We start from the raw sequence: 24,038 nt of genomic DNA on the forward strand, positions 1-24,038 counted from the left end.
TTATAGGTAAAAAGCCGCAACAGTTTTCAGCAGACGGACCCCTCATGGAGACGCCCCGAACCCCCTACGCGCCGCCCTCGCCGGCTTCGCAGCCGCCGTCCGCAGCCTCCGCCGCGCCGATCATCGCGCTGGTGGATGACGACCGGAACATCCTCGCCTCCGTCCAGATGACGCTCGAAGCCGAAGGATTTACCGTCCACACCTATACCGATGGCGAAAGCGCGCTTCAGGGCATCACCTCGCGTCCCGTCAGCCTTGCGGTGCTGGATGTGAAGATGCCGCGCATGGATGGCATGGAACTGCTCCAGCGCCTGCGCGCGCGCTCGAATCTGCCGGTAATCTTCCTGACGTCCAAGGACGAGGAACTGGACCAGCTCATGGGGCTGCGTCTTGGAGCGGACGATTACATCACCAAGCCGTTCTCCCAGCGCCTGCTGATCGAGCGTATCCGCGCCCTGCTGCGCCGTCAGGATGCCAGCCGCGCCGAGGCCACAGGGGCTGCGGCTGTGGGCTCCGCCATCGTGCGGGGCAAGCTCTCGCTGGACGAGACGCGCCACCAGTGTCTGTGGGATGGTCAGGACATTGCGCTGACGGTCACGGAGTTCCTGCTGGTCAAGGCGCTTGCCCTGCGCCCGGGCATGGTGAAGTCGCGCGACCAGCTCATCGATGCGGCCTATGGCGACAATATCTATGTCGATGACCGCACCATCGACAGCCACATCAAGCGCGTCCGCAAGAAGTTCCGTCAGGTGGATGACGAGTTCAACCAGATCGAGACGCTGTACGGCATCGGTTACCGCTACCGGGACGAGTAAGCGCGCGTGGATGACGATTCCGGTTCTTTCCCCACGGGTCACATGCTCGATGCCGACCGGCTCGAACAGGGGCGCGACCGTCGTCGTGCCGAATCGGCCCGCCCTCGCATTGGGACGGGGTTCGTCGAATCGCTTCGGACCTTCTGGGTGCAGGTTCTGAACCGCCTGAAGCCGCGCCCGCTGTCGGAGATTTCTTTCTCCCGCCGGCGTCTGGCTTCACCGCTTCTGGTGCGGATCCTGCTGCTCAATGCCCTGCCGCTCGCGCTTCTGGCTGTCACGCTGCTGTTTCTGGACCAGTTCCAGAACGGCCTGCTGGAAACCGACGTCAACGCCCTGCGCGAGCAGGCCCATATCTATGCTGGCGCGCTCGGCCAGTCCGCCGTCCGGGTTGCGGCCCATGCGCCCGGCCATCCGGCGCCCGGTGGAAATCTGGAACTGGATGTCGCGCAGGCCCGTCCGCTTCTGGCCAGCCTGACCGAACCAAGTCCCAATGCCCATGCTCTGCTGTTCGATCCGGATGGCAAACTCGTTGTGGACAGCCGCACGGCCTCACGCCGCAAGCAGGATCACACGGCGCCCGATGCGGTCGATGGCGGATCCTGGCAGCCGCCCCGGAACAATATCCTCGAAAGCTTCTATGACTGGCTGCTGTCGCTCCTGCCGCTGACCTCCAGCGAGGAAGTGACGCTCGACACCAACGACACCGCCATGGACGGCCCGCATGATGCGCAGCCGCTCCATTCGCAGGCCGAGCTGCCGCCTTTCATCCGGCGCACCAAGGACCATCAGCTTGTCGTGACAGTCGTGGAGCCTGTCGTGCGCGATGGTGTAACGGTTGGCGAGATCCAGCTCACCCGTCACGCGCCGGAAGTGGACCGCACGCTTTTTGCCGTCCGCTCCTCGATCCTGTCGCTGGTGCTGGCGGCGCTGGTCGTGACGGTGCTGCTATCGTGGTATCTGTCGCTCACGATCGCCCGCCCGCTGCTGACGCTGGCGCGTGCGTCCAACGACATGCGCGAGACGGATGGCCGCAAGGACCTCGTGCCCGAGCGGCTGCTGGCCCGGCGTGACGAAATCGGCGTTCTGGCCCGCTCGCTCCGGGGCAGTGCGCTGGCGCTCTGGGCGCGGATGGACGACATCGAACGCTTTGCCGCCGATGTCAGCCACGAGATCAAGAATCCGCTCTCCTCCATCCGCTCGGCGATCGAGACCCTGCCACGCATTCAGATCGCTGAACGGCGCGAACGGTTGCTGGGCATCATCAACAGCGACGTCAAACGGCTCGACCGCCTGATTACGGACATTTCCGACGCCAGCCGCATTGACGCGGAACTCTCCCGCGTGCGTCCCGAACCCGTTTCGGTCGTCGCCCTTCTGTCCATTCTGGCGGAAATGCATCAGACGACGCGCCGTGAAAATGATCCTGTTCTGCGTCTCGATGTCCGCGATCAGGACCCGCCGCTGAAGGCGCTGGCCGTGGAGGACCGTCTGGTGCAGGTGCTGCGCAATCTGATCGGCAATGCGGTGTCGTTCTCGCCGCCAAAGGGCATCATCGCCCTGCATGCCAGCGCGCGCGACATTGCCGGGGAAGGACCCGGGACCGGCAGCGTGGTGGAAATCACCATCACCGATCAGGGTCCCGGCATCCCGCCCGGAAAGCTCGACAGCATTTTTGACCGTTTCTATTCAGAGCGGCCCCAGACCGAAAACTTCGGCCAGCATTCCGGACTCGGCCTCGCGATCAGCCGGCAGATCATTCACGCCCTGCGCGGCAGCCTGTTCGCCGAGAACCGGATGGATGCGTCCGGGGCGATCCGTGGGGCCTGTTTCGTGGTGCGGCTCCCGCGCGCGCCCTGACGCCGGAATCCGCTCCGGCACCTGAACGGTGATGGCTGGCCCGGATTCCACCCCGTCTATCACGCCCGGTCCGAGCGTAGCCGCAAAAGGCAGCGCAAGGACCAGTACTGGCAGAAGATGTCGGGACATGGCCATCACTTCCGGGCGGAAAGAGCAAGAAGTACATGTCCGTTCCGGCGCCGGGTGCGCTGCTGGTCCCGCAGGTCGTACAGGCTGTCGCGGGCGTTGGAAGCGGCATCCTGCTCGCAGTCGGTCACATCACTCGTGAACAGCCAGTTCTCATCCTGAAGCTGCTGACAGACGGCATGGGAGGCCTGACGGATCTTTTTCGTGGCTGCGTCCCAGTCCTGTGCGGAATTCAGATCCAGCGACGAGAGGTCGATTTCAGTGCTGGCTGTGCCCAAATCAGCGGGGCGGCCCTGAGCCGTCTGGAGCGGCAGGGCAATGCTGGCGACAGACAGGGTGCAGATCAGCAGGGTGGAAAAACGGGTCATGGCACAAAGCTCCTGAAGAAAATTCCGACGCTTCTGGCGTCTGGAAATCTTCAATGCAGGAAGCGTGCCAGTTCTGAATTTCCAGTCTGGAAAACTGTTTCAGAATCGTCCTGAAACCAGTTTTCTGATAAAAATAGTATTTCAGACCACACAGTGGCGGATCATGCCGATTATTCGTGTGGTGTGGCGGTCAGGCTCAGGGCAATGCGCTGTTCGGGGAGGGGGAAGCGCTGCACGATCCGCAGGGTCAGTGCGGGTCTCGCCGATGCCAGCGCCTCGTTCAGGGCGGCCTGACACTGGCTGAAAGTCTGGCCTTCCCGGATCATGGCGGCGACGTGCCGGGTATGGTCGAGGGTCAGGCCATGATCGGCAAGAGCCAGTGAAATGGCGGAGAGAGCGGCCTGACATTCATCCGACAGACGTCCGGGACGTTCCCCGTCCGGGCTGAATCCACTGAAATCAGTGCAGGTGACTTCGTCTCCATGTACGGTGACGCTTTGGTGTGGGGAGGATGCGCCCATAGTGGTTCGTAGTCCTGATCCATGCCAGAGGTCCGTCATGCCCCTGTCCGACCCAAGGTCTTAGTCCGCTCCCGTGGAGGTCGCAATCCGTCATGTCCGTGCTGTCTGCTTCGTCTGAGGGTTCGGTCCATGCGTCCTGTGTGGCGTGGAACGGGGAAGGCGTCCTGATTTCCGGCCCTTCGGGTTCGGGGAAATCGGAACTTGCGCTGCGGCTGATGGATGCGGGATTTGACCTCGTGGCGGATGACCGGGTGATGCTGGATGGCACTCTTGCTTCGGCCCCTGAACGGCTTGCCGGACTGATCGAAGTCCGGGGGGTCGGAATTCTCCGGACACCTTTTGTCATAAATGCGAGGGTCCGTTTGCGGGTCTGTCTGGGGGAGGGGCAGCCCCGTCTGCCCGAGCCGTGCCGGGACCCCTGGACGGGAGCGGTCATGCTGCGTCTGGAGCCCGGTTTTCCGGGAATGGTGGCGCGGATCAGGGCGGCGCTGAAGGCCTGCTGCGGGGTTTATGGCTGGGTCGCCGGAGCGGGAGAAAATGTTGCGGAAACGTGAAGGTGCGAAATAGTTCCGCACAAAAAGAAAAACGGCTAGAGTGTGGCACATGGCATCGGCGAACCATCCCGAGTCTGGCTCTTTATCCGAATATGGTCATGGTTCCCGCCGGATCCTGATCGTAACGGGTCTGTCCGGAGCGGGAAAATCATCCATATTGCGGGTTCTGGAAGATCTGGGTCATGAGGTCGTGGATAACCCACCCCTGAACCTGATCCAGGCGCTCGCGTCACGGGCCGGGCAGAATCTGGCCATCGGGATCGACGTCCGCAGTCGCGGGTTCGAAGCGTCCCGCGTACTGGAAGAGCTTGAACGCCTGCGACTTCTGCCGGACTGCTCGGTCCAGCTTCTTTACGCCACTGCCGAGCCCGAAATCCTCCTTCGCCGCTTCACCGCCACCCGCCGCCGCCATCCTCTGGTCACCAGCGGCACCATCCTTCCCGGAATCGAACAGGAAACCGCACTTCTGGCGCCGCTGCGGGCCAATGCGGATCTGGTCATCGACACGTCTGACCTGCCATCCCCCGAACTGCGCCAGTTGATCGAGACGCGCTTTGGCAGCACAGGCGGGGAAGGGCTGACGGTTGCGCTGATGTCCTTTGCCTATCCATCAGGTCTGCCGCGCGAGGCGGACATGGTTTTTGATGCACGTTTCCTGCGCAATCCCCATTATGATCCGGCCCTTCAGCCCATGACCGGGCTGGACGAGGCGGTGGTGCAGTACGTGAAGTCGGACCCGGCTTATTCAGCGTTTTTCGGCCATATCCAGAGCCTGCTGGAGCTTGTGCTTCCCCGTTTCGTGGCGGAAGGCAAGAAATACGCGACCATTGCCATCGGATGCAGCGGCGGCCGTCACCGCTCGGTGACGATCGTGGAAGAACTGGCGCGTATCCTTCCGAAAACTATGCCGGTCGGACCAATGATGGTCCTGCACCGTGAACTTGCCCGCAAGGGTCTGGCGTCCTGGCGCTGGGCCGTACCTCCCCAGGATTCCTCACAGGACAGAACGGTATGATCGGACTGATGCTGGTAACGCATGGACGTCTTGGCGATGTCCTGCTGGAAACGCTGGTCCATGTCGTGGGGCCGCAGGCACAGGTGGGTGTGGTCGGTGTGGCGGATGATGATGATCCCGCCATGCTGCGTCCGGCGGCCGAACGCCTGCTCCATCGGCTCGATACCGGCGAGGGCGTGCTGCTGCTGACGGATATTTTCGGCAGTTCGCCATCCAATCTGGCGCTGTCCCTGCGGGAGCCGGGACATGTCGAGGTCGTCTCGGGCGTGAACGTGCCGATGCTGGTCAAGCTGGCGAAAACGCGGCGGGATCTGGATCTTGCAGGCTGCGTGGAAAAGGCCACAATGGCGGGGCGGAAGTACATCGCCGTGGCGTCGCAGCTTCCCGATCCCTGCCTCCATGGAGGGCCGCGTGCCTGTACGCTGCCTGTTCATTGAATTGAGTTCACTGAATGAGCGATACGACCCTTTCTTCCGCGACCGTTGCCCCCCGCACCGTCTCCATTGTCAATCATTTGGGCCTTCATGCCCGGCCCGCCGCCAAGATCGTCACCACAGCCGAGCGTTTTGACGCCGAGACCACGATCGCCCATGGCTCCAATGTCGTCTCCGCCCTGTCGATCATGGGACTGATGATGCTGGGCGCCGGTGAGGGCCAGACCGTCACACTCCGCGCCCATGGCCCGCAGGCCGAACAGGCGCTGGATGCTCTGGAAGCCCTGATCGCAGACGGGTTTGGTGAGCGTGACTGAACCGTCCTCAAGACCGTCCCGAAGCCGCTCTTCCCGTTCCTCCCGCCGCAGCACACGTTCCGGCGTTTTCCTTCAGGGCAAGGCCATCACGCCCGGTCTGGGACTTGGGCCCGCCGGGCGGGTTGAGGAACTGCCCCTTCCCGATATCACCGAACGCTACAGCGCCATCGGGCCGGAAGCGGAAAATATCCGTCTGGACGAGGCCATTGCCCGGGCCTTCCATCAGATTGAGAAAATGCGGGACCGGCTTGTCGGACTGCCGGAAGAAGGTCGCGAGGAAATTGCGTCCCTTCTGACGGTTTATGAGCGGATGCTCGGCCCCTCTCGGCTGGTCCGTCAGGTCCGTGGTCGCATTGCGGACGAGGGACTGTGTGCCGAAGCGGCCGTTTCGGAGGTCACGCAGGAACTGGCGTTGCAGGTCTCGCGCATGGCGCAGGCTGTGGCGCGCGAGAACAACACGCAGGAAGCCGACGCCAATCTGCGTCTGGCGGGTGAGTTCGAGGAAATCGGCCGCCGCCTCGTTCGGAACCTGACCGGCATTTCCTATCGCGCGTTTTCCAGCCTGCCGCCTGGCTCCGTTCTGGTGGCCGAGCAGCTCCGTCCGGCCGATGTCGCCATGATCGACCCGGCCCGGATTGCGGCCGTGGTGACGCAGGGCGGTGGTGGGGCCGATCACACGGCCATCCTGCTGCGCGCGCTCGACATTCCCGCCATCCTGGCCGTGCCGAACCTCATGGCGCAGGTGCAGGAAGGCGAGATGGTGGTCGTGGACGGGCATCTAGGCACCGTCACGCTCTCCCCCAACGAGACCGAACTGCGTCTGGCGACGGAAGCGGCGCAGCGGGAAGTCAAGGAAAAGCGGGCTTTCGGACGCCTCAAGCGCCTCCCGGCCCAGCTCCAGAGCGGCGAGGACATCGAACTTTCAGCCAATCTGGAACTGCCGGCAGAACTGCCGATGCTGATGCGCAACGGCGCCAAGGGCATCGGTCTGCTGCGCAGTGAATTCCTGTTCGGCGAACGCGAGGACCTGCCTGACGAAGACGGTCAGACCGAGGCCTATCGCGCCATTGTCCAGGCGATGGACGGCCGGCCCGTCACGATCCGCGTGCTGGACTGGGGCGGCGAGAAGGGCCGTGCCTGTATGCGCAGACTTGGGCTGGCGGAGCAGGTTGCGGATGGCGACAATCCCGCGCTGGGTCTGCGGGGGATACGGCTTCTGCTCCGGGTACCGGATGTTCTTGAAACGCAGTTCGCCGCCATCCTGCGCGCGGCCGAACCGGAAGAAGGCGTTGCCATCGGCCCGGTGCGGGTCCTGCTGCCCATGGTCACGTCTTCGGACGAGATCGTGAGTGCACGGGAGATCTATGATCGGGTAGTACGGCGCCTGAAGCGCAAAGGACATGCGCTTCCCGATCCGCTGCCGCCCTTAGGGATCATGGTCGAGACGCCGGCTGCGGCACTCACGGTGGACACACTGGCCAGACATGCCGATTTCATGGCGCTCGGGACCAATGACCTGACGATGTACACACTCGCCGTGGACCGCGCGGATTCCATGGTGGCAGACCGCTACAGCCCGCTTCATCCCGGCGTCCTGCGTTTGATTGCAGCGGCGGCGGATTCGGCGCTCCGGGCGCGCCGTCCGATCTCGGTCTGCGGGGAAATGGCATCCGATCCGCGGGTTGTGGGGCTGCTGATCGGTCTGGGTCTGCGGTCCTTTTCCATGAACTCCGCGTCTTTGCCGCGTGTGAAGCGGCTGATCCGGACCCTTACGCTCGAAGACTGTGACCAGCTGCGCCGGCAGGTCATGCTGGAAACCGACCCACTCGTGATCCGCGATCTGGTGCGGCAGTTCGCAACCTGACGCCGTTTGCGCGCGCTCTCTCGGCAAAGCGCGATCGGGATGCCATATTGAGCGCCATGCCGGATTCTGCTGCCATTGCTGACGCCCTGACCTTTTCGCCCGAGGTCACCCAACGCCTCGACCGCACGGCCGAATGGTGCCAGCGCAACGGGCAGCGCCTGACGGAGACGCGGCGGCAGGTGCTGGGCCTGATCCTGTCCAGCGAGAAGCCGTCCGGAGCCTATGATCTTCTGGCCAGACTGCGCCCCGCCCATCCAAAAGCCGCGCCCCCCACGGTTTACCGGGCGCTGGATTTCCTGCTGGAGCACAGTCTGATCCACCGTCTGGAACGGTTGAGCGCCTTTGTCGGCTGCTCCCATGCAGTGGAATGTCCGCATGGCTGCAATCACCATGACGAAGGCGGAATGCACCGCGCGCAGTTCCTGATCTGCCGCGGCTGTGACCGGGCCTGGGAACTGGAGCAGGAAACCATTGCTCCGATCCTGACCCGTGCAGCGCAGGGCATGGGGTTCCGGGCCGAAGCGGCCACCGTGGAAATTGAAGGCCTGTGCGCGGACTGCCAGAAGGCAGGTGTCACGCCGGCGCGCCGCCCGAAAACCGCAGCAGGCTGAGACGGATGGGCCGCCGTCGTTCCCCGTCGTCGGCATCCCTGTTCGAGCATCTGCCGAAATCCCGCCGCGAACGTCCGGAGACTGCTCCCACCCGCAGACCTGCCGCTCCACCGGAACAGCCCGACCTGCTCGGCTGGACGCCTCCGCCAACACATCTTCCCGCTGCGGATGTCGAAGCCAGCTTTCTGAACCCTGTCGGGTTCCGTCCGCCCGCAGGCGAGGCGTTTGTCTATCATCTGACGGATGTTACCACCGCCCGGAACTTCGTGCGGGATGGTCTGCCGCTGGCGGACGGCCTCATGTTCCGGACGGCTGCGCATCTTGCGGAAGATCTGGCGCATGTTTCGGCTGTTGATGACATGGGCGTGGTGCGGGTCCGCCGCCGCCTGATCCACCCCTGGCTGACGGAGGATCGCCAGGATGGCCGTCCGTGCTATGTGCTCGGCCCGGAACCGTCATGACAGACACCACGAGAAACAGGGGAACAATCAAATGGCAGCACAGTCGGGCCTTCTGGCCGAGGTTACGCGCGGCGGACGGGTAGAATCCCATCATCTGGGCCGGGCTGTTGTGGTGGATGCCGATGGTGGCGTGGTCTGGTCCTGTGGCGACGTGGACGCTGCGGTCTTTCCGCGTTCGACTGTCAAATCCCTGCTGGCCATCGAACTGGTGGAAAGTGGCGCAGCCGACCGTCTGGGTCTGAGCAATGACGCGCTGGCCCTGGCCTGCGCCTCGCATGGCGGCGAAAAGGCCCATGCCGAAATGGCCGCCACGATGCTGGCTTCCGTGGGGCGGGATGTCGGGTCTCTGGAATGTGGAACGCACTGGCCGACCTATGAACCCGCGGGCCGCGCTCTGGCCGCTGCGCATCAGGACGCCTGCCCGCTGCACAACAACTGTTCGGGCAAACATGCGGGCATGGTGTGCCTGTCCTGCGATCAGGGCATCGATCCGACCGGCTATATCGATCCGTCCCACGAGATCCAGCGCCGCGTGACGGATGTGCTCGCCGCCATGATGGATACGCCGCATGACGACAGCAATCGCGGTATGGATGGTTGCTCCATGCCGACCTATGCCGTGCCTCTGAAAGCGCTGGCGAAAGGTTTTGCAAGATTTGGTGCGGGAACCGGTCTGTCCGAAGGGCGTTTCCGTGCGGCTACACGACTTCGTGAGGCCGTGGCGGTCAATCCGTTCATGGTCGCAGGGACGGGACGCTACGACACGAAGATCATGGATCGCTTCGGGACAAGGGCTTTTGTGAAGATGGGTGCAGAAGGCGTGATGATCGCCTCGCTGCCGGAGCTGGGTCTCGGTCTGGCGATCAAGACCGATGACGGCGCCAACCGTGCGGCGGAGGTCGCGATGTCCGCACTGATGCGTCGTTTTGGCAGTGAAATCCTGTGCAGGAATGAGGCAGACTGCGAGATTCTGGACGCAACATCCACCCAGATCCTGCGGAACTGGAACGGCTTTACGGTGGGTGAAATCCGCTCTGCCCTCCCGCGATAAGCGGATTTGTGTTATAGGTTACGGATATGACAGCCGGGTGACAGATTGATGTCATTTTATGACTGAGTGAAAGGAACGCGCCACAATATGAATGATCAGGTCGGGACAAACGGGACCATTTCGCCACAGGATGACGCCACACCATCCATTTTCGACGCAACACGTTTCAAGATCATTGCGATCGGCGTGATTGCCGCCCTGGCTGGCCTCATGTCCGGACTTGATATTGGTGTTGTGGCCGGCGCGCTGGATCTTTTCGGCAGGGAATACCATGCCTCCACCGTCGCGCTGGAATGGGTCGTCAGCTCCATGATGGCCGGTGCAGCAGCCGGGGCGCTGAGTGCAGGCTGGATGTCCAAGACCCTTGGCCGCAAGCATTCCCTGATCGTGGGTGGTGCGATTTTCGTGATTGGCACGATCGGCTGTGCGATGAGCTGGTCGGTCGCATCCATGATTTCTTTTCGGGTGGTCATGGGCGTCGCAGTCGGGATTTCCGCCTTCACCGCCCCGCTGTACCTGTCGGAAATCGCCAGTGAGGATGCGCGCGGGGCGATGGTTTCGACCTATCAGCTCATGGTGACGGTCGGCATTTTCATCGCGTTCCTGTCCGACACGTATTTTTCCTACAGCGGCAACTGGCGCTGGATGTTCGGCGTGGCGGGCATTCCCGCCATTCTGTTCCTGACCGGCGTACTGTTCCTGCCCTACAGCCCGCGCTGGCTGATGGCGCAGGGGCGTCACAAGGAAGCACGGCAGATCCTGCTGGACCTGCGTGAGGATCCGCTGACGGCTGCCAGGGAAATCCGCGCCATCCGCGAGCAGCTCGAGACGAAGCAGGAGGGTTTCAAACTCTTCCGCACCAATCCCAATTTCCGCCGCTCCGTGGCGCTGGGCGTGATGCTGCAGATGATGCAGCAGCTCGCGGGCATCAACATCGTCATGTATTACGCGCCCAATATTCTCGCGGCCGCGCATTTCGATGAACAGTCGCAGATGTGGTGCACGGCGATCATCGGCCTGGTGAACATGCTCGCGACTTTCGTGGCGCTGGGACTGGTCGATCGCTGGGGCCGCAAGCCGATCCTTTATGCGGGCTTCACGGTCATGGCGCTCGGCATGGGTGTTCTGGCCATGCTGCTGCAGACCGGCATGACCACGCAGTCCTCGCAGATCGCGGCCGTCTTTCTGCTGATGATCTTCTGCGCCGGTTTTGCCATGTCGGCCGGTCCGCTGATGTGGGTTCTGTGTTCCGAAATCCAGCCGCTGGCCGGACGTGATTTCGGGATCGCCATCTCGACCTTCACCAACTGGATGACGAATCTTCTGGTGGGTGTGAGCTTCCTGACGCTCATGCAGACGCTGGGAACGGCAGGCACGTTCTGGCTCTTTGCCGGACTGAACGCGCTGTTCCTGCTGCTGACAATCCTGTTCGTGCCCGAGACCCGGGGCATGTCTCTGGCCGTCATTGAAAAACGGCTCATGCAGGGTGTGAAACTCCGCAAACTGGGCCGTTAGAGCTTTCCGGGCATCACCATCGAGTGACCATGCGCCCGGCCCTTCTGGCCGGGCGTTTTCATGTAAACCTTCATCAAGGAAACGCGCTTGAGCGAATTCTCCAGATCCTCCCGTGACCTCAGCCGCAATGTGAGCAGGGGCGGCGTCCTGCTTGTCTATGCGCTTTATATCGCCCGCTTCTTTACGGGGATCAGCCTTCTGGCGGGTGTGGTCCTTGCCTATATTCTGCGCGGATCGAGCGTGGGCGTGGAGCGGGCGCATCTGAACTGGCTGGTGCGCCTGTTCTGGTATGACGTGGCGTTCATCATCGGTTCGGCCGCCCTGTTCCTGGCCTGCTTCATGACCGAACCGCCGGGAAGCTCCGGTCCCGGTCAGCTTCTTTTCCTGCTGCCGATCGGTATTTTTGTCCTGTGGAATATTGTTCTGCTGGTCTCACTGGTTGTGGGCCTGCGCGGTTTTCTGGCCGGGCGTGGTCCGCTGCCGGAACGCTTTCGGGTACTGGCGGAGTAAGGGTTTGTACGAACTGGCGTAATTCGCCATTTCCGGCTGTTTCAGATGGTTATCAATGCCGGAATGTCAGGAAATCCGCTTCTGGCACGATTCATGCATCGAGGTTGCTGTCGAGTTTTTCTCAGAGGAGTGTTCCCTCATGTATGCATCCTATGCCCCTTATGAACCTGCCCGCCAGCATGACCGCAGAGGCGATGCCGACACCGGTCGTGATCTGGTTCTGCTGGTTTATGCGCTGTACATCGCCGGCTTCTTTACGGGGGTCACGGCCCTGATCGGCGTCATCATCGCGCATAGAAGCCGCCGTTTCGCCACGGGTCTGAAGCGTGCGCAACTGGACTGGCAGGTGCGGATGTTCTGGTATGGCGCGCTCGCACTGACGGTCATCGGGATGATCCATCTCATGGTCATGGGGCTGGGCGCCATCACGGGCGGTCTGGGTCTGGTGTTCATGGTGGTGCCGTGGGGGCTGACACTGGCCTGGGGCATTCTCACGGCTTGGGCGATCGCGCGCGGCGTTCATGCAGCACTCCTCAACCGCCCCGTCGCCTCTGCACAGTTCTGAAGCCGGAAAGCCCCTTCCCATGACCCGTTTTGCACTTTCCTTTTCTGTCCTCGCCCTTGGGACCGCACTGGCTTTTCCGGTCTGTGCGGCACCGATGAACCAGTCTTCAATTTCCGACGACATCTCTGAATCCACCCTTCCCGAGGGCGGAAAATTCGCCACCATCAGCGGAGACGTCAGCATCGGAACATCCAGTGGCGCCCTGTCTGTCCGGACTGTCAGTGGCGACATTCATATCGAGCAGTCCAAAGGCCCGCTGGATGTCCGTACGGTCAGCGGAACACTGGATGTGGATCATGTCGGTGGATCTGCCGAAATTCGCAGTGCCAGCGGAAATGTGACGCTGGATCATGCCGATCAGAGCGTCTCCATCCGGAGCATGAGCGGCGAGAGCACAATCAATCATGCGGCCCGGGACGTCATGATCCACAGTGTCAGTGGCGACACGACCCTCACGCTGGATGCCGCAACGCAGGCGCGAACGATCGAGATCGGCACGGTCAGCGGTGACATAACGGTTCACTTGTCGCACGGTTTTGGCGGAACATTCGACATCCGCCTGAAACAGCGCCGGACCGACAAGGCTCTGCCGCTGGAACAGTCCCTGGGTCTGACGGTGCAGACGGGGAACTGGGAAAAAGAATCCGCCGGATCAGAAGAGGTCCGGACGATCACGGCCACCGGCAAGGTTGGTGATGGCCGGGATCATGTCGTGATCCGCAGCGTGACCGGTACTCTAAAGCTCATTCAGGACTGAACGGCGCTTTCACAACCCATCGCCCGCAGGGTCTCCGCCATGAACTCCGGCGGGGGTGCCTGCGCGCTGAGCGTATCGGACGGCAGGTCCAGTTCCAGACTGCGGGCCAGAAGATGCAGTCCCGGCAGGCTTGAGCCATCCGGAGCAGGGGTTCCGTAAACCGGATCGCCAAGGATGGGCGTGCCCAGTTCCGCGCAATGGATGCGCGCCTGATGGGTGCGTCCCGTGAGCAGTTCCAGCTCTACCCAGCACAGACCCTTGCCACGCCCCAGAACCCGCCAGCGCGTGCGGGATTCATCGCCCTTCGGATCGACGACCATCCGCCAGCCCGAAGCATCAGACTGACGCAGAAGCTGCGCGTCGATCTTGCCGCTGTCCTGCGGAAGGTCGCCTACCACGACGGCCCAGTACAGCTTGCGGACCTGCCGCTCCTGAAACGCCTTCTGCGCCTCGATCAGCGCCGTCTTGCGCCGTGCGACCAGCAGACAGCCGGACGTGTCCGCATCCAGCCGATGCGCCAGCCACGGCCCCCCGCGCGGATGCGGGAGCAGTCGTGTCTCAACGGAATCCTGCGTGGACGGACCGGGATGCACGGCCAGCCCAGCCGGTTTGTCCAGAATCAGGAAGCGGGGTGTTTCCAGCAGGACGGGAATGTCCATGCCGGGGTGAAATGGGGTGCGCGGCCCTTCCGGGGCAGGGGAGGCGGCCTGTTGGGACAGGCGCCGGGGTTTGTGTGCGTTGCGCGCGGCTTTTGCGCGGCGGATCCGGTCTTTCCGGTCAGTCTTCATGCTCTTCCTTGCGGCGGATCAGGATCTCGCGTTTGCCCACATGGTTGGCAGCGCCGATGATGCCTTCCTTTTCCATCTGGTCGATCAGCTTGGCCGCGCGGTTATAGCCGATCGAGAGATGGCGCTGGATGAAGCTGGTGGAGGCGCGGCCTTCACGCATGACGATGTCCACCGCCTGATCGAACAGGCTGCCTTCGCCGTCACCGCCCGAGCCGGCCCCTGCCGTCAGGCCGCCCGCGCTGTCATCATCCTGACCGGACACCACGTCATCGTTATAGATCGGATCGCCCTTGGAGCGCAGATCCGCCACCACGGCTTCGACTTCCTCATCCGCCACGAACGGGCCGTGGACACGCGTGATGCGCCCGCCGCCCTGCATGAACAGCATGTCACCCTGACCCAGAAGCTGTTCTGCGCCCTGTTCCTGAAGGATGGTGCGGCTGTCGAACTTGCTGATGACCTGGAAGGAAATACGGGTCGGGAAGTTAGCCTTGATGGTGCCGGTGATGACGTCAACGGAAGGCCGCTGCGTTGCCATGATGACGTGAATGCCGGCCGCACGGGCCTTCTGGGCCAGACGCTGCACCGCTGTCTCGATTTCCTTACCAGCGACCATCATCAGGTCGGCCATTTCGTCGATGACGACGACGATATAGGGCAGGTTCTCCGTCGCGACCTGCTGTTCGTCGAACACCGGACGGCCCGTCTCGGGATCGAAACCGGTCTGCACCCGCTTGGTGACCATCTCGCCCGTGGCGCGAAGCTGGTTCACGCGCTCGTTGTAGCCGTTGATGTTACGGACCTGAAGCTGCGCCATCAGGCGATAGCGGCGGTCCATTTCCTGCACGGTCCATTTCAGCGCGCTGACGGCCTTGGTCGGTTCCGTGACAACCGGGGTCAGGAGATGCGGGATACCATCATAGATCGACAGTTCGAGGATCTTGGGATCGATCATGATCAGGCGGCACTCTTCCGGGCTGAGCCGGTAGAGCAGCGACAGGATCATGGCGTTCACGCCGACCGACTTACCCGAACCCGTCGTACCTGCGACGAGCAGATGCGGCATTTTCGCAAGGTCCGTATAGACCGGCACACCGGCAATATCCTTGCCGAGCGCGATCTGAAGACGTCCGGTTCCGTTCAGCCATTCCGGTGTGCGCAGCAGTTCGGAGAAATAGACCGTCTCGCGCTTGGCGTTGGGAACCTCGATACCGATCACGTTCCGGCCGGGCACGGTCGCGATCCGCACGCTCAGAACGGAGAGCGAGCGTGCAATGTCGTCGGCCAGTCCGATTACGCGGGACGACCGGATGCCCGGTGCGGGCTCCAGTTCATACAGCGTGACGACCGGACCGGCATGGATGTCGCCAATCGTGCCCTGCACGCCATAATCGGCCAGAACGCTTTCCAGCAGACGGGCATTAGATTGCAGGGTTTCCTGCGAAGGACCCGTTACGGCATGTGGTGGCGGCGGGTTCAGCAGGGCGAGAGAGGGCAGTTCCCAGCCGGTTGCCACGGCATTGCGCGGCGCGGCAGGGCGTGCGGGGACCGGCTCGGGCGGACGTTCCGCACGGCGCATCCCGAACAGGCCACGTTTCTGCGGCTCGGGTTCCGGCGGCGTGTCGATGCTGCTCTGCGGCAGATCCTCGTCCATTTCGTCGTCCATCTGCCGACGCAGCGCAGGCGGCGGCGCTTCACGCTGGCGGGCAATCTGCGCCAGACGCTCGGCATAGGGATTGGACGGTGCGTCTTCTTCCTGCGGGGCTGCGGCCTGGCGGGCACGGTCAGCCGCGGCTTCCGTCTTGCTGGTCTGACGTTCAGCGGCTGGCTTGCCGTAGGTATCGTCCTGCGTTTCCATCGGCGGCTGCATCCAGCCGGTATTCTGCGGGACGAAGGGCGCCGGACGGGATCGCGGATCACTCTTGCCGAAGCTGCGGCGCAGGAAGGACAGGGGAGCTGCATCCGCGGCCGGAGCACTGCCAGCGGGGCTCGGCTGGAACTCGTACATCCGTGGGTCCGGGGCGGGGCGGTCGGAGGTCTGCGGACCGTTCATGCGCTTTGCGATGGCGAAAGGCTGGCGGCCCAGAAGCATGAGCGTCTGGCCAAGCGCGCGCCATTCGCGGGCTTCAAGACCCATGGCCAGTGGCAGCAGAAGTCCCATCAGCAGCAGAACCAGAATGACGGCAATGGCGTTGCCGGCAGCACCGGCTTCGGCATGAGCCGCAGCCAGAAGACGTTGTGCGCAGGATACGCCCATTTCTCCACCCAGACCGCTGGCGGTCGGCCAGGCGACCTGAAGGCCGGGGACGAGAAGCTGGAGCGTGCCGATAAAGGTGGCGCTGGCGGGCAGGAGGGCGAGGGCGGCCACGATCCGCAGGATCGGCAGGCTCATGCCGTGATGACGGACCATGCGCCAGGCCCAGGCGAGCAGAATGACGATCGGCATGCCGCTGCCAAGGCCGAGCCACTGGATCAGCCCGTCCGAAATGGTCGCGCCCGTGCGGCCCAGCAGGTTCGTCGGCTGCGTTCCGGTCGAGGTGTTGAAGGACGGATCGTGCGGATTGAAGCTCCACAGGGCGATCCCGACCGCCACGGCGAAGATCAGCAGGACAAGCCCGAGCAGCTCCATGCAGCGTGCGCGCAGGGCACTGCGCAGTTTTGGTGTCATGTGCCGGTCATGCGCGTCGCGGACGATGTTGCGCACTGTACTGGTCGATCGGCTGAACGCGGCCAAGTCTCGTCACCCCGTCGGTTTTCTGGATTAGCGGCTTGTAAAATTCACTCTGAACTATAGCCGACAGGGTACTGAATACAGAGGGAAAATTAAGGAAAAGTGGAGGAATGCCTCCAGATCGTCACCTTCGCGGCCCCGAAACGACGCTCGCAGAGGATTTCTGGCGTCAATGTGGGCATAAAGTGTTCGGAAGGTGGCACGATGGGTGTGAATTCTTCCGTGGCCCCTGTCTCGGCCACGATCAGCGCGCCTTCCGCCAGCCAGCCGGTCCGCGCCAGCGCCCGCAGACCCGACTCGACCAGACCTTTGCCATAGGGCGGGTCCAGAAAAACCAGCGTGTAGGGCTCCGTAGCCTTGGGCGGATGCGTGACGCTGCAACTCAGGACACGGGAGCGGTCCCGCGCCTTGCAGATGTCCAGATTGGCGCGCAGGGCCGCAAGTGCGTTCCGGTCGCGCTCGATGAAGGCGGCCTTTTGTGCCCCGCGCGACAGGGCTTCGAGGCCCAGCGCGCCGGTTCCGGCATAGCAGTCCAGCACGAGGGCCTGTTCCAGCTCGTCCTGCCCATACCAGGGCGCATGGGCGAGCATATCGAAAATCGCCTGTCGCGTGCGGTCCGATGTGGGGCGCGTGCTGGTTCCGGACGGCGCGGTCAGGGCGCGGCCCTTGTTGTCTCCTCCAACAATCCGCATGGATCAGCGCGTCCGGTGACGCTTCGGCGCGGGAAGATCCGGCACCTGCTCGCGCAGCGTCTTGCCCGGCACTTCCTCAAGCTCGCGCGCTTTGAGCGAGCCAAGCTGGAACGGGCCATAGGACAGGCGGATCAGGCGGCTGACATGCAGGTTCAGACCTTCCATGACGCGCCGGATCTCACGGTTCTTACCTTCGCGCAGACTAACCGTCAGCCAGGAATTGTCGCCCTTCGTGGAGTCCAGCGCGGCTTCGATGGAGCCGTAGCGCACGCCTTCGTACTCAAATCCGTCGATCAGCGAGGCCAGACGCTTCTCGTCCACAACGCCAAAGACGCGTACGCGGTAACGGCGGACCCAGGAGTTGCCTGGAAGTTCAAGGCGGCGGGCCAGCTCACCGTCATTGGTCAGCAGCAGCAGGCCTTCGGAATTGATATCGAGGCGCCCGACGCTGATGACGCGCGGCATGCCCTCGGGCAGCGTGTCGAACACGGTCTGGCGGCCCTGCGGGTCCTTGTGCGTCGTCATCAGCCCATCGGGCTTATGATACCGCCACAGCCGCGTGCGCTCGGGGGAGTCTACGGGCTTGCCGTCCACCAGCACGATGTCGCCCGGCTGCACGAAGGTCGCCGGATGCGTGACGACCTGTCCGCCCAGCTTGATGCGGCCATCCTCGATCATGCGTTCGATATCGCGGCGGCTGGCCACGCCGGCGCGGGCCAGCGCCTTGGCGATGCGCTCGCCTTTCGGGCCTGAGGTTTCCATGTCGGGGGCGGTGTTTTCGGTATTGTCGTCGGTCATCGTGCAGTCTCCACAAGCGCCGCATACAGGCGACGGTCGCCGGGGTCGAGGGAGAATTCGGGATGCCACTGCACGCCAATGGCAAAACCGGGGCCTTCGAGCTCGATCGCCTCGATCGTTCCATCCGGCGCGCGGGCGCAGATTCTGGCGGATCCGGGGTCGCGTACGGCCTGATGATGCGAGGAGTTCACCGCCATGCGGTCCGCTCCCACGATCTGCGCAAGTTTCGTGCCGGGAACGATCTCGACGTCATGTCCAGGTTCGTGGCGCGGATTGGGCTGTTCGTGTTGCAGGTCCCCCGGTTGCTCTTCCGGCAGGTGCTGGATCAGCGTGCCACCGGCTTCCACGGCCAGAAGCTGCATTCCGCCACAGATGCCCAGAACCGGCTTGCCCTGCGCCAGTGCCGCCCGGAGCAGCGCGAGTTCGGCGGCCGTCCGGGTCGGGCGGGGGCTGGTCATCGGGTGTGACGGCTCACCATAAAGCGCTGGATCGACGTCGAATGCGCCGCCCGTGACGATCAGTCCGTCCAGCCGCGCCATCAGGGCTTCGGCATCGCAATCATAGCCCAGACAGACCGGCATCCCGCCCGCATCGCTCACGGCCGTCAGGTAGTTTTCCCGCAGTGCATGGAACGGATAGCGCGAGAACTGCCCCGGTCCGCCAGGTTCATGATCCAGCGTCAGACCGATCAGGGGCGCGCGGCGCGAAGGGGATGGACGGGGAAGGGTCATGCGCCGCATCATCGCATCATGATTCAGGGTGAGACAAGGATTCAGACGGATATCGGCCCGGCCATGCAGACCGCTTTGCAGGCCGCGCGCGAGGCGGCGTCATGCGGGGAAGTGCCGGTGGGTGCCGTCGTGCTTGCGCCCGACGGGCGCGTTCTGGCCGTTGCACGCAATCATGTGGAAGGCGCGCATGACGCCTCCGCCCATGCCGAGCTTCTGGCCATGCGCGAGGCTGCCACGCGTTTGAAAAGCCCGCGTCTGACGGACTGCACGCTGGTCGTGACACTTGAGCCGTGCCCGATGTGTGCGGCCGCGATCGTGCATTTTCGGATCGGGCGCGTCGTGTTCGGGGCCTATGATCCCAAGGGCGGCGGCGTGGAGCATGGGCCGCGTATTTTCGAGCGTCCGTCCTGCCTGCACCGCCCGGAAGTGATCGGCGGGGTCTGTGAGCGGGAGGCGTCGGAGATGCTGAAAGCGTTTTTCCGCAGGCTGCGCATTCCAGCCGGAACCCGTGTTTCAGAGGGCTGAATTCACAGTCCGTCATGAACTTACGGATGTTTCACACGCCGGTCAGCTTGCGGAACGGGAACGGGGTCCATAGTTCAACGCTATAGCCATGATGTTTTCGTAACCAATCGGGATTGACATGACCTCACGTTTTCGCGCGTCCCTCTCCGCCCTTGCTGCCACCACGATGCTGGTTTCGGCGCCGTTCGCTTTTGCGGACACGCCCTCGGCCGCCCCCCAGGCCGGTGCCACGACAGCCGCCAGCGGAGCCATCAAGCCGCAGACGGGCGTTCAGACGCTTCCCAACTTCGTCAATCTCGTCAAACAGGTGAAGCCTGCCGTCGTCTCCATCACGTCCCACATCAAGGCGGATGTGGCCGATGAAGAGGAAAACGGTCCGGGCGGTGGCGGCGGGCAGGGCGGCGGCATGCCGTTCCCGTTCCCCTTCCCGTTCCAGATGATGCCGCAGCAGCAGCCTAACCGCACGGTCGAGGCCCGCGGCTCGGGGTTCATCATCTCGTCTGACGGCTATGTCGTGACCAACAACCACGTCGTGAATGGTGCGACCAAGGTCACGGTCACGCTCGATGACGGCACGACGCTGCCCGCCAAGATCATCGGCCGCGACCCGAAGACGGACGTTGCCCTGCTGCGCGTCAAGCCGACCGGCAAGCTGCCGTTCATCGAACTGGGCGATTCCGATGAGGTCCAGCCGGGCGAATGGGTCATCGCCGTGGGCAATCCTTACGGTCTGGGCGGCACGGTGACGGCGGGTATCGTTTCCGCGCTGGGCCGTGATCTGCATTCTGGTGCCTATAACGACTTCATCCAGGTCGATGCGCCGATCAATCACGGTAACTCCGGTGGTCCGCTGTTCACGCAGGACGGCAAGGTCGTGGGCATCAACTCCATGATCATCTCGCCCAATGGTGGTGGCTCGATCGGTATCGGCTTTGCGATCCCGTCCGACACCGTGAAATCCGTCGTGAGCCAGCTTGAAAAGACCGGCCATGTCACGCGCGGCTATCTCGGTATCGAGGGGCAGGACATCTCGCCGACCATGGCGCAGGCCCTGAACCTCCAGTCTCCGGAGCCTAGTGCTCCGCCGCGTGGCACGCTGGTGGCGTCTGTTTCCAAAGGCAGCCCAGCCGAGAAGGCCGGCATCAAGAGCGGTGATGTCGTGACCACCCTGAACGGCAAGCCGATCAAGAACGGCCATGACCTCGCGGTGAAGGTTGTCTCCATCGCGCCGGGCACACCGGCGAAGCTCGGACTGCTGCGGGATGGCAAGCCGATGACGGTGAACTTCACGGTCGGCAACCTGTCCGCTCAGGATCATTCCTCGGGCGATGCGACTGACAGTTCGCAGTCCGGTGCGGGCAAGCTGGGTGTGTCCCTGGCGTCGCTGACACCACGGGCGCGTCAGGAACTGGGTCTCGATGACAGTGTGCAGGGCGCGGTCGTGGCCGATGTCGTGCAGGGCTCCCCAGCTGATCAGTCCGGCATCCGTCCGGGTGACATCATCGTGGCGGTCGGCAACCATGTGACGCCGACTCCCAAGGCTGTCGTGGCGCAGGTGCATGATGCGCTGGGCCGCAAGCAGCCGCCGCTTCTGCGGATCCTGCGTGACGGACAGCAGCTCTTCGTCGCTGTCTCCCCGAACGGTTCGGACGACGACAGCTCCGACGACGGCCAGTAAGTCAGGCGTCCGGGCAGCAGCCTGAAGGGCGGGAAGGGTCAGACCTTCCCGCCTTTTTTCATGTCTGTGCCCGGCGGCTGCCAGACAGAAGCTCAGGCCTTCGATTTGCCGATGCGGTCGTAGAAGAACCAGACGCCAAGGATCTGCGACAGCAGGATGGTCGCGTTGCAGACCGCCGTGGACAGGCATGCTCCGGCCAGTCCGAAGTGCCGAGTCAGAACGTAAAGCGCGGGGAAATAGACCGCCATGACGGCCGTACGGCTCTTCATGAGAAACTTCACATGTCCGACCACGATCAGCAGTGGCTCCAGCGGGATAACCAGCAGGCTGAACACCGCCGCCAGCAGCATGATGGAAATATAAAGCGACGTATGATGCACGTGGACATGCAGCAGGAAGCGGAAGATCGTTGAGCCGAAGAATGCTGACAGCAGCAGAAGCGCGAGGGACAGCGCACTCAGGACGCCGAACATTTTCCAGGTCACGCGCTTGAGGCCTCGCCAGTCCTGCCGGTCCCGCATCCTGACCAGTTCGGGATAGAGCACGGGCGAAATGAGCTGTGCAGGAGTGACAATCCCGTCCGCGATCTGGCGGCAGACGCGGAAGACGGCCGCTTCCGCCGGTCCCAGCCCGTTGCCGACCAGCAGGGTCGCCACATGCCCCGAGATGTTGCCCAGCGTCTGGTTAACGCTTGCGGCGCGAGTGAACTGCCACATTCCCGGAAGCTGCCAGCGCCAGTGCCGGAACGCCCGGAAATACCGGAACTGGAACTTCCGGCGCAGGATATCCAGCGCGTAATGGATATAGAATCCGTAATCGATGATGATCGTCATCGCCCAGATGAACAGGAAATATCCGAGCTTCAGGTGCAAGACGTAGCCTATGACGACGCCGAACGTCTTGGCGAGGGCAGCGCAGCTGTCGATGATCGGGACGAGATGGAATTTGCCCGCCATCCTGAGGATGCCGTTCGCCCAGCCGGAATACATCAGCGGGCTGACAAACATGTACAGGTCAGCCAGAAACCGCACATGAGCGGACCAGTGCGCGGTGTGCCCGTAGATCTGCACACCCACCAGTCCGAACACGATGGCACACGCGGCCGAAATCGTGTCGAGGCGGATGCAGAAATGGATCACCCGGTGCAGGAGATCCGTATCACCATTGCCGAAGCTCTCACTGCCAAAACGGATCAGCGTTTGCCAGGACTGCATCCGCGACAGGACCGAACTGGTCGAAGCCAGCGAATGGATCAGGATCAGCAGCCCGAAATCGGACAGACCCAGCGCCCGGACGGCCAGCGCAATATAGATGAAACTGCACAGCGCATTGGCGATGCGGCCCAGGGTGAGAACACTGACATTTTTGAAAATGGATCTGAAAACGGAGCGTTCGCCGGACATGCGGGCCTTACTGACCACAAAGCCCCCGCACTGTCCATGCCGGTAGCGGAATGTCGCGCCTGAGGAAGGTCCTTGACAGGGTGAGGGCAGGAACTATGAAGAATTTGTTACACATATCGCTGCCAGGATTTCTGCAGATGGGGATCTCGCGGCGATCCGTCTTCTCCTGAAGGCCCTTATTCGGAAAAGCACAGGCTCAAAGCCCGTTTTTCAGGCAGGACGCAGCAGATCAGTCATGAAAATCGCCTTCATTTATATTGCCGAGCCTTACCAGTGCTACCACACGGCCTCTGTTGCTAGTGCACTGGCCGCACTGCCGGGTCATGAGGTGGTCGAGTATTACAGCTTCCCTGAAACGGTCGATCATCTGCGGCGCATCCGTCAGGCGCTGGACGTTCCCGACCTGCCGCTGAAAGCCTTTCTGAAATCCTTGAAGGCCCGCCTTCTGAAGCGCGCAAGGCGGCTCGATCAGGAGCGGCTTGTGGTGCTGCGGGAGAACATTGCCGAGCTGAACCAGTATGATGCCGTCGTGGCGACGGAATATACCGGCGGTGTGCTCCGGGAGATGGGTCTGTTTGGTCCAAAGCTCATCCTGCTCATGCATGGCGCCGGGGACCGCTACGTCAATGACGAGCATCTCGTGCGCGAGTTCGATCTGACGCTTGTCTCCGGTCCCAAGATCGCGCGCTATTTCCAGGACAAGGATCTGCTGCGGCCGGAGAGCACACGGATTGTCGGCTATCCGAAGTTCGATGTGTTCGAGGCTGTGCAGCGGGAAAAGACGGTCTCGTTCGCAAACGGGCGCCCGTTTGCGCTGTATAATCCGCATTACCAGCGCAAACTGACATCGGCCTCAGGCTGGATGATGCCACTGATCCGGGGCTTCAAGGCCCAGAGCGACTACAATCTTGTAGTAGCGCCGCATATCAAGACCTTCCACAGGGGCTTCGGCATCCGCGAACGTCAGCTCAAACGCCAGCGCAGCCCGGAAGTAATGGTCGATACGGGATCGTCCGCCATGCTGGACATGACCTACACGTCCCAGGCCGCGCTCTATATCGGTGATGTCAGCAGTCAGGTTTACGAATTCCTGGCCATCCCGCGTCCCTGCGTCTTTCTGAACCCGCGAAAGCTCCCCTGGCAGGATGATCCGTATTTCCTGCACTGGACGCTCGGGGAGGTGGTGGAGGAACTTGACGATCTCATGCCCGCCATCGCCCGCGCGAAGGACCGTCACACGATCTATCGCCCGGCGCAGGAAAAGCTGTTTCGAGAGACCTTTGGCGAGCCCCTGCTCGGCGCGTCGCAGCGGGCCGCCGATGCCATCGCGCAGTTCATGGTCGCGGCCTGA

Annotated in this window: 25 protein-coding genes; 17 read left to right on the plus strand and 8 right to left on the minus strand. The window is 62.9% G+C overall.

The window, feature by feature from the left end:
• The first annotated feature begins 44 nt into the window (after nucleotides 1-44).
• Complete coding sequence (locus tag HKD24_RS10025) at nucleotides 45-815, plus strand: response regulator transcription factor (protein ID WP_228124314.1); 771 nt, start codon at nucleotides 45-47, stop codon at nucleotides 813-815.
• A gap of 42 nt (nucleotides 816-857) precedes the next feature.
• Nucleotides 858-2,672, plus strand: a complete 1,815-nt coding sequence (locus HKD24_RS10030; protein WP_194260235.1) for a stimulus-sensing domain-containing protein — start codon at nucleotides 858-860, stop codon at nucleotides 2,670-2,672.
• A gap of 134 nt (nucleotides 2,673-2,806) precedes the next feature.
• Here the strand turns inward: HKD24_RS10030 and HKD24_RS10035 are convergent, their stop codons facing one another.
• A complete protein-coding gene (locus tag HKD24_RS10035; RefSeq protein WP_194260175.1) occupies nucleotides 2,807-3,166 on the minus strand; it encodes a UrcA family protein in 360 nt (119 codons plus the stop codon).
• Between the two features lie 170 nt (nucleotides 3,167-3,336).
• A complete protein-coding gene (locus HKD24_RS10040) occupies nucleotides 3,337-3,687 on the minus strand; it encodes a RidA family protein (protein ID WP_194260176.1) in 351 nt (116 codons plus the stop codon).
• Nucleotides 3,688-3,779: 92 nt separating this feature from the next.
• Between HKD24_RS10040 and HKD24_RS10045 the strand changes: the two genes are divergently transcribed.
• The 12 genes from HKD24_RS10045 (at nucleotide 3,780) to HKD24_RS10100 (ending at nucleotide 13,341) form a co-directional block, all read left to right on the plus strand.
• Nucleotides 3,780-4,241 carry an HPr kinase/phosphorylase gene (locus HKD24_RS10045; RefSeq protein ID WP_194260177.1) on the plus strand — a complete coding sequence of 154 codons (462 nt, stop codon included), beginning with the start codon at nucleotides 3,780-3,782 and terminating at the stop codon, nucleotides 4,239-4,241.
• Nucleotides 4,242-4,290: 49 nt separating this feature from the next.
• Nucleotides 4,291-5,256 (plus strand): RNase adapter RapZ, encoded by a 966-nt coding sequence (rapZ, locus tag HKD24_RS10050; protein WP_062511115.1) that lies wholly within the window; start codon nucleotides 4,291-4,293, stop codon nucleotides 5,254-5,256.
• The gene (locus tag HKD24_RS10055) at nucleotides 5,253-5,693 is read left to right on the plus strand and encodes a PTS sugar transporter subunit IIA (RefSeq protein ID WP_194260178.1); all 441 of its coding nucleotides are present in this window, start codon (nucleotides 5,253-5,255) and stop codon (nucleotides 5,691-5,693) included. The genes rapZ and HKD24_RS10055 overlap by 4 nt, the downstream gene beginning before the upstream one ends.
• A 14-nt stretch (nucleotides 5,694-5,707) precedes the next feature.
• Nucleotides 5,708-6,007: an HPr family phosphocarrier protein gene (locus tag HKD24_RS10060; protein WP_194260179.1), complete on the plus strand. Its 300-nt coding sequence runs from the start codon at nucleotides 5,708-5,710 to the stop codon at nucleotides 6,005-6,007.
• On the plus strand, nucleotides 6,000-7,871 hold the full coding sequence (gene ptsP, locus HKD24_RS10065; RefSeq protein ID WP_194260236.1) for a phosphoenolpyruvate--protein phosphotransferase: 1,872 nt from the start codon (nucleotides 6,000-6,002) through the stop codon (nucleotides 7,869-7,871). Before HKD24_RS10060 ends, ptsP begins: the two co-directional genes overlap by 8 nt.
• A gap of 56 nt (nucleotides 7,872-7,927) precedes the next feature.
• A complete protein-coding gene (locus HKD24_RS10070) occupies nucleotides 7,928-8,482 on the plus strand; it encodes a Fur family transcriptional regulator (protein ID WP_062500859.1) in 555 nt (184 codons plus the stop codon).
• A gap of 5 nt (nucleotides 8,483-8,487) precedes the next feature.
• On the plus strand, nucleotides 8,488-8,943 hold the full coding sequence (locus HKD24_RS10075) for a hypothetical protein (RefSeq protein ID WP_194260180.1): 456 nt from the start codon (nucleotides 8,488-8,490) through the stop codon (nucleotides 8,941-8,943).
• A 31-nt stretch (nucleotides 8,944-8,974) separates the two neighbouring features.
• Entirely contained in the window at nucleotides 8,975-9,994 is a 1,020-nt protein-coding gene (locus HKD24_RS10080; RefSeq protein ID WP_194260181.1) for an asparaginase, read from the plus strand.
• 87 nt (nucleotides 9,995-10,081) lie between these two features.
• On the plus strand, nucleotides 10,082-11,509 hold the full coding sequence (locus tag HKD24_RS10085; protein WP_228124315.1) for a sugar porter family MFS transporter: 1,428 nt from the start codon (nucleotides 10,082-10,084) through the stop codon (nucleotides 11,507-11,509).
• An 87-nt stretch (nucleotides 11,510-11,596) separates the two neighbouring features.
• Nucleotides 11,597-12,019, plus strand: a complete 423-nt coding sequence (locus HKD24_RS10090) for a hypothetical protein (RefSeq protein WP_194260182.1) — start codon at nucleotides 11,597-11,599, stop codon at nucleotides 12,017-12,019.
• 139 nt (nucleotides 12,020-12,158) lie between these two features.
• The gene (locus HKD24_RS10095; protein WP_194260183.1) at nucleotides 12,159-12,584 is read left to right on the plus strand and encodes a hypothetical protein; all 426 of its coding nucleotides are present in this window, start codon (nucleotides 12,159-12,161) and stop codon (nucleotides 12,582-12,584) included.
• Nucleotides 12,585-12,603: 19 nt separating this feature from the next.
• Nucleotides 12,604-13,341 (plus strand): DUF4097 family beta strand repeat-containing protein, encoded by a 738-nt coding sequence (locus HKD24_RS10100; protein WP_194260184.1) that lies wholly within the window; start codon nucleotides 12,604-12,606, stop codon nucleotides 13,339-13,341.
• On the opposite strand, the gene HKD24_RS10105 is transcribed toward HKD24_RS10100, so the two are convergent.
• The 5 genes from HKD24_RS10105 to HKD24_RS10125 all read right to left on the minus strand — a co-directional run bounded on the left by HKD24_RS10105 (nucleotide 13,332) and on the right by HKD24_RS10125 (nucleotide 19,093).
• Nucleotides 13,332-14,129: an RluA family pseudouridine synthase gene (locus tag HKD24_RS10105; RefSeq protein ID WP_194260185.1), complete on the minus strand. Its 798-nt coding sequence runs from the start codon at nucleotides 14,127-14,129 to the stop codon at nucleotides 13,332-13,334. The genes HKD24_RS10100 and HKD24_RS10105 overlap by 10 nt on opposite strands.
• Nucleotides 14,119-16,833 carry a DNA translocase FtsK gene (locus tag HKD24_RS10110; RefSeq protein ID WP_194260186.1) on the minus strand — a complete coding sequence of 905 codons (2,715 nt, stop codon included), beginning with the start codon at nucleotides 16,831-16,833 and terminating at the stop codon, nucleotides 14,119-14,121. Before HKD24_RS10110 ends, HKD24_RS10105 begins: the two co-directional genes overlap by 11 nt.
• A gap of 119 nt (nucleotides 16,834-16,952) precedes the next feature.
• Nucleotides 16,953-17,552, minus strand: coding sequence for a 16S rRNA (guanine(966)-N(2))-methyltransferase RsmD (rsmD, locus tag HKD24_RS10115; RefSeq protein ID WP_062459228.1), 600 nt, complete (start codon nucleotides 17,550-17,552; stop codon nucleotides 16,953-16,955).
• A 3-nt stretch (nucleotides 17,553-17,555) separates the two neighbouring features.
• On the minus strand, nucleotides 17,556-18,350 hold the full coding sequence (locus HKD24_RS10120) for a pseudouridine synthase (RefSeq protein WP_194260187.1): 795 nt from the start codon (nucleotides 18,348-18,350) through the stop codon (nucleotides 17,556-17,558).
• Entirely contained in the window at nucleotides 18,347-19,093 is a 747-nt protein-coding gene (locus tag HKD24_RS10125; RefSeq protein WP_194260188.1) for a gamma-glutamyl-gamma-aminobutyrate hydrolase family protein, read from the minus strand. Before HKD24_RS10125 ends, HKD24_RS10120 begins: the two co-directional genes overlap by 4 nt.
• A 51-nt stretch (nucleotides 19,094-19,144) precedes the next feature.
• Here HKD24_RS10125 and HKD24_RS10130 point away from each other — a divergent pair, with 51 nt between their 5' ends.
• A complete protein-coding gene (locus HKD24_RS10130) occupies nucleotides 19,145-19,606 on the plus strand; it encodes a nucleoside deaminase (RefSeq protein WP_265589061.1) in 462 nt (153 codons plus the stop codon).
• 118 nt (nucleotides 19,607-19,724) lie between these two features.
• Complete coding sequence (locus HKD24_RS10135) at nucleotides 19,725-21,284, plus strand: Do family serine endopeptidase (protein WP_194260190.1); 1,560 nt, start codon at nucleotides 19,725-19,727, stop codon at nucleotides 21,282-21,284.
• 92 nt (nucleotides 21,285-21,376) lie between these two features.
• Here HKD24_RS10135 and HKD24_RS10140 read toward each other — a convergent pair whose 3' ends face one another.
• Entirely contained in the window at nucleotides 21,377-22,687 is a 1,311-nt protein-coding gene (locus tag HKD24_RS10140) for a lipopolysaccharide biosynthesis protein (protein WP_194260191.1), read from the minus strand.
• Nucleotides 22,688-22,922: 235 nt separating this feature from the next.
• On the opposite strand from HKD24_RS10140, the gene HKD24_RS10145 reads away from it, so the two are divergent.
• Nucleotides 22,923-24,038, plus strand: coding sequence for a hypothetical protein (locus HKD24_RS10145; protein WP_194260192.1), 1,116 nt, complete (start codon nucleotides 22,923-22,925; stop codon nucleotides 24,036-24,038).

This window comes from Gluconobacter vitians, assembly GCF_015244565.1.
GTDB classification, from domain to species: Bacteria; Pseudomonadota; Alphaproteobacteria; order Acetobacterales; family Acetobacteraceae; genus Gluconobacter; species Gluconobacter vitians.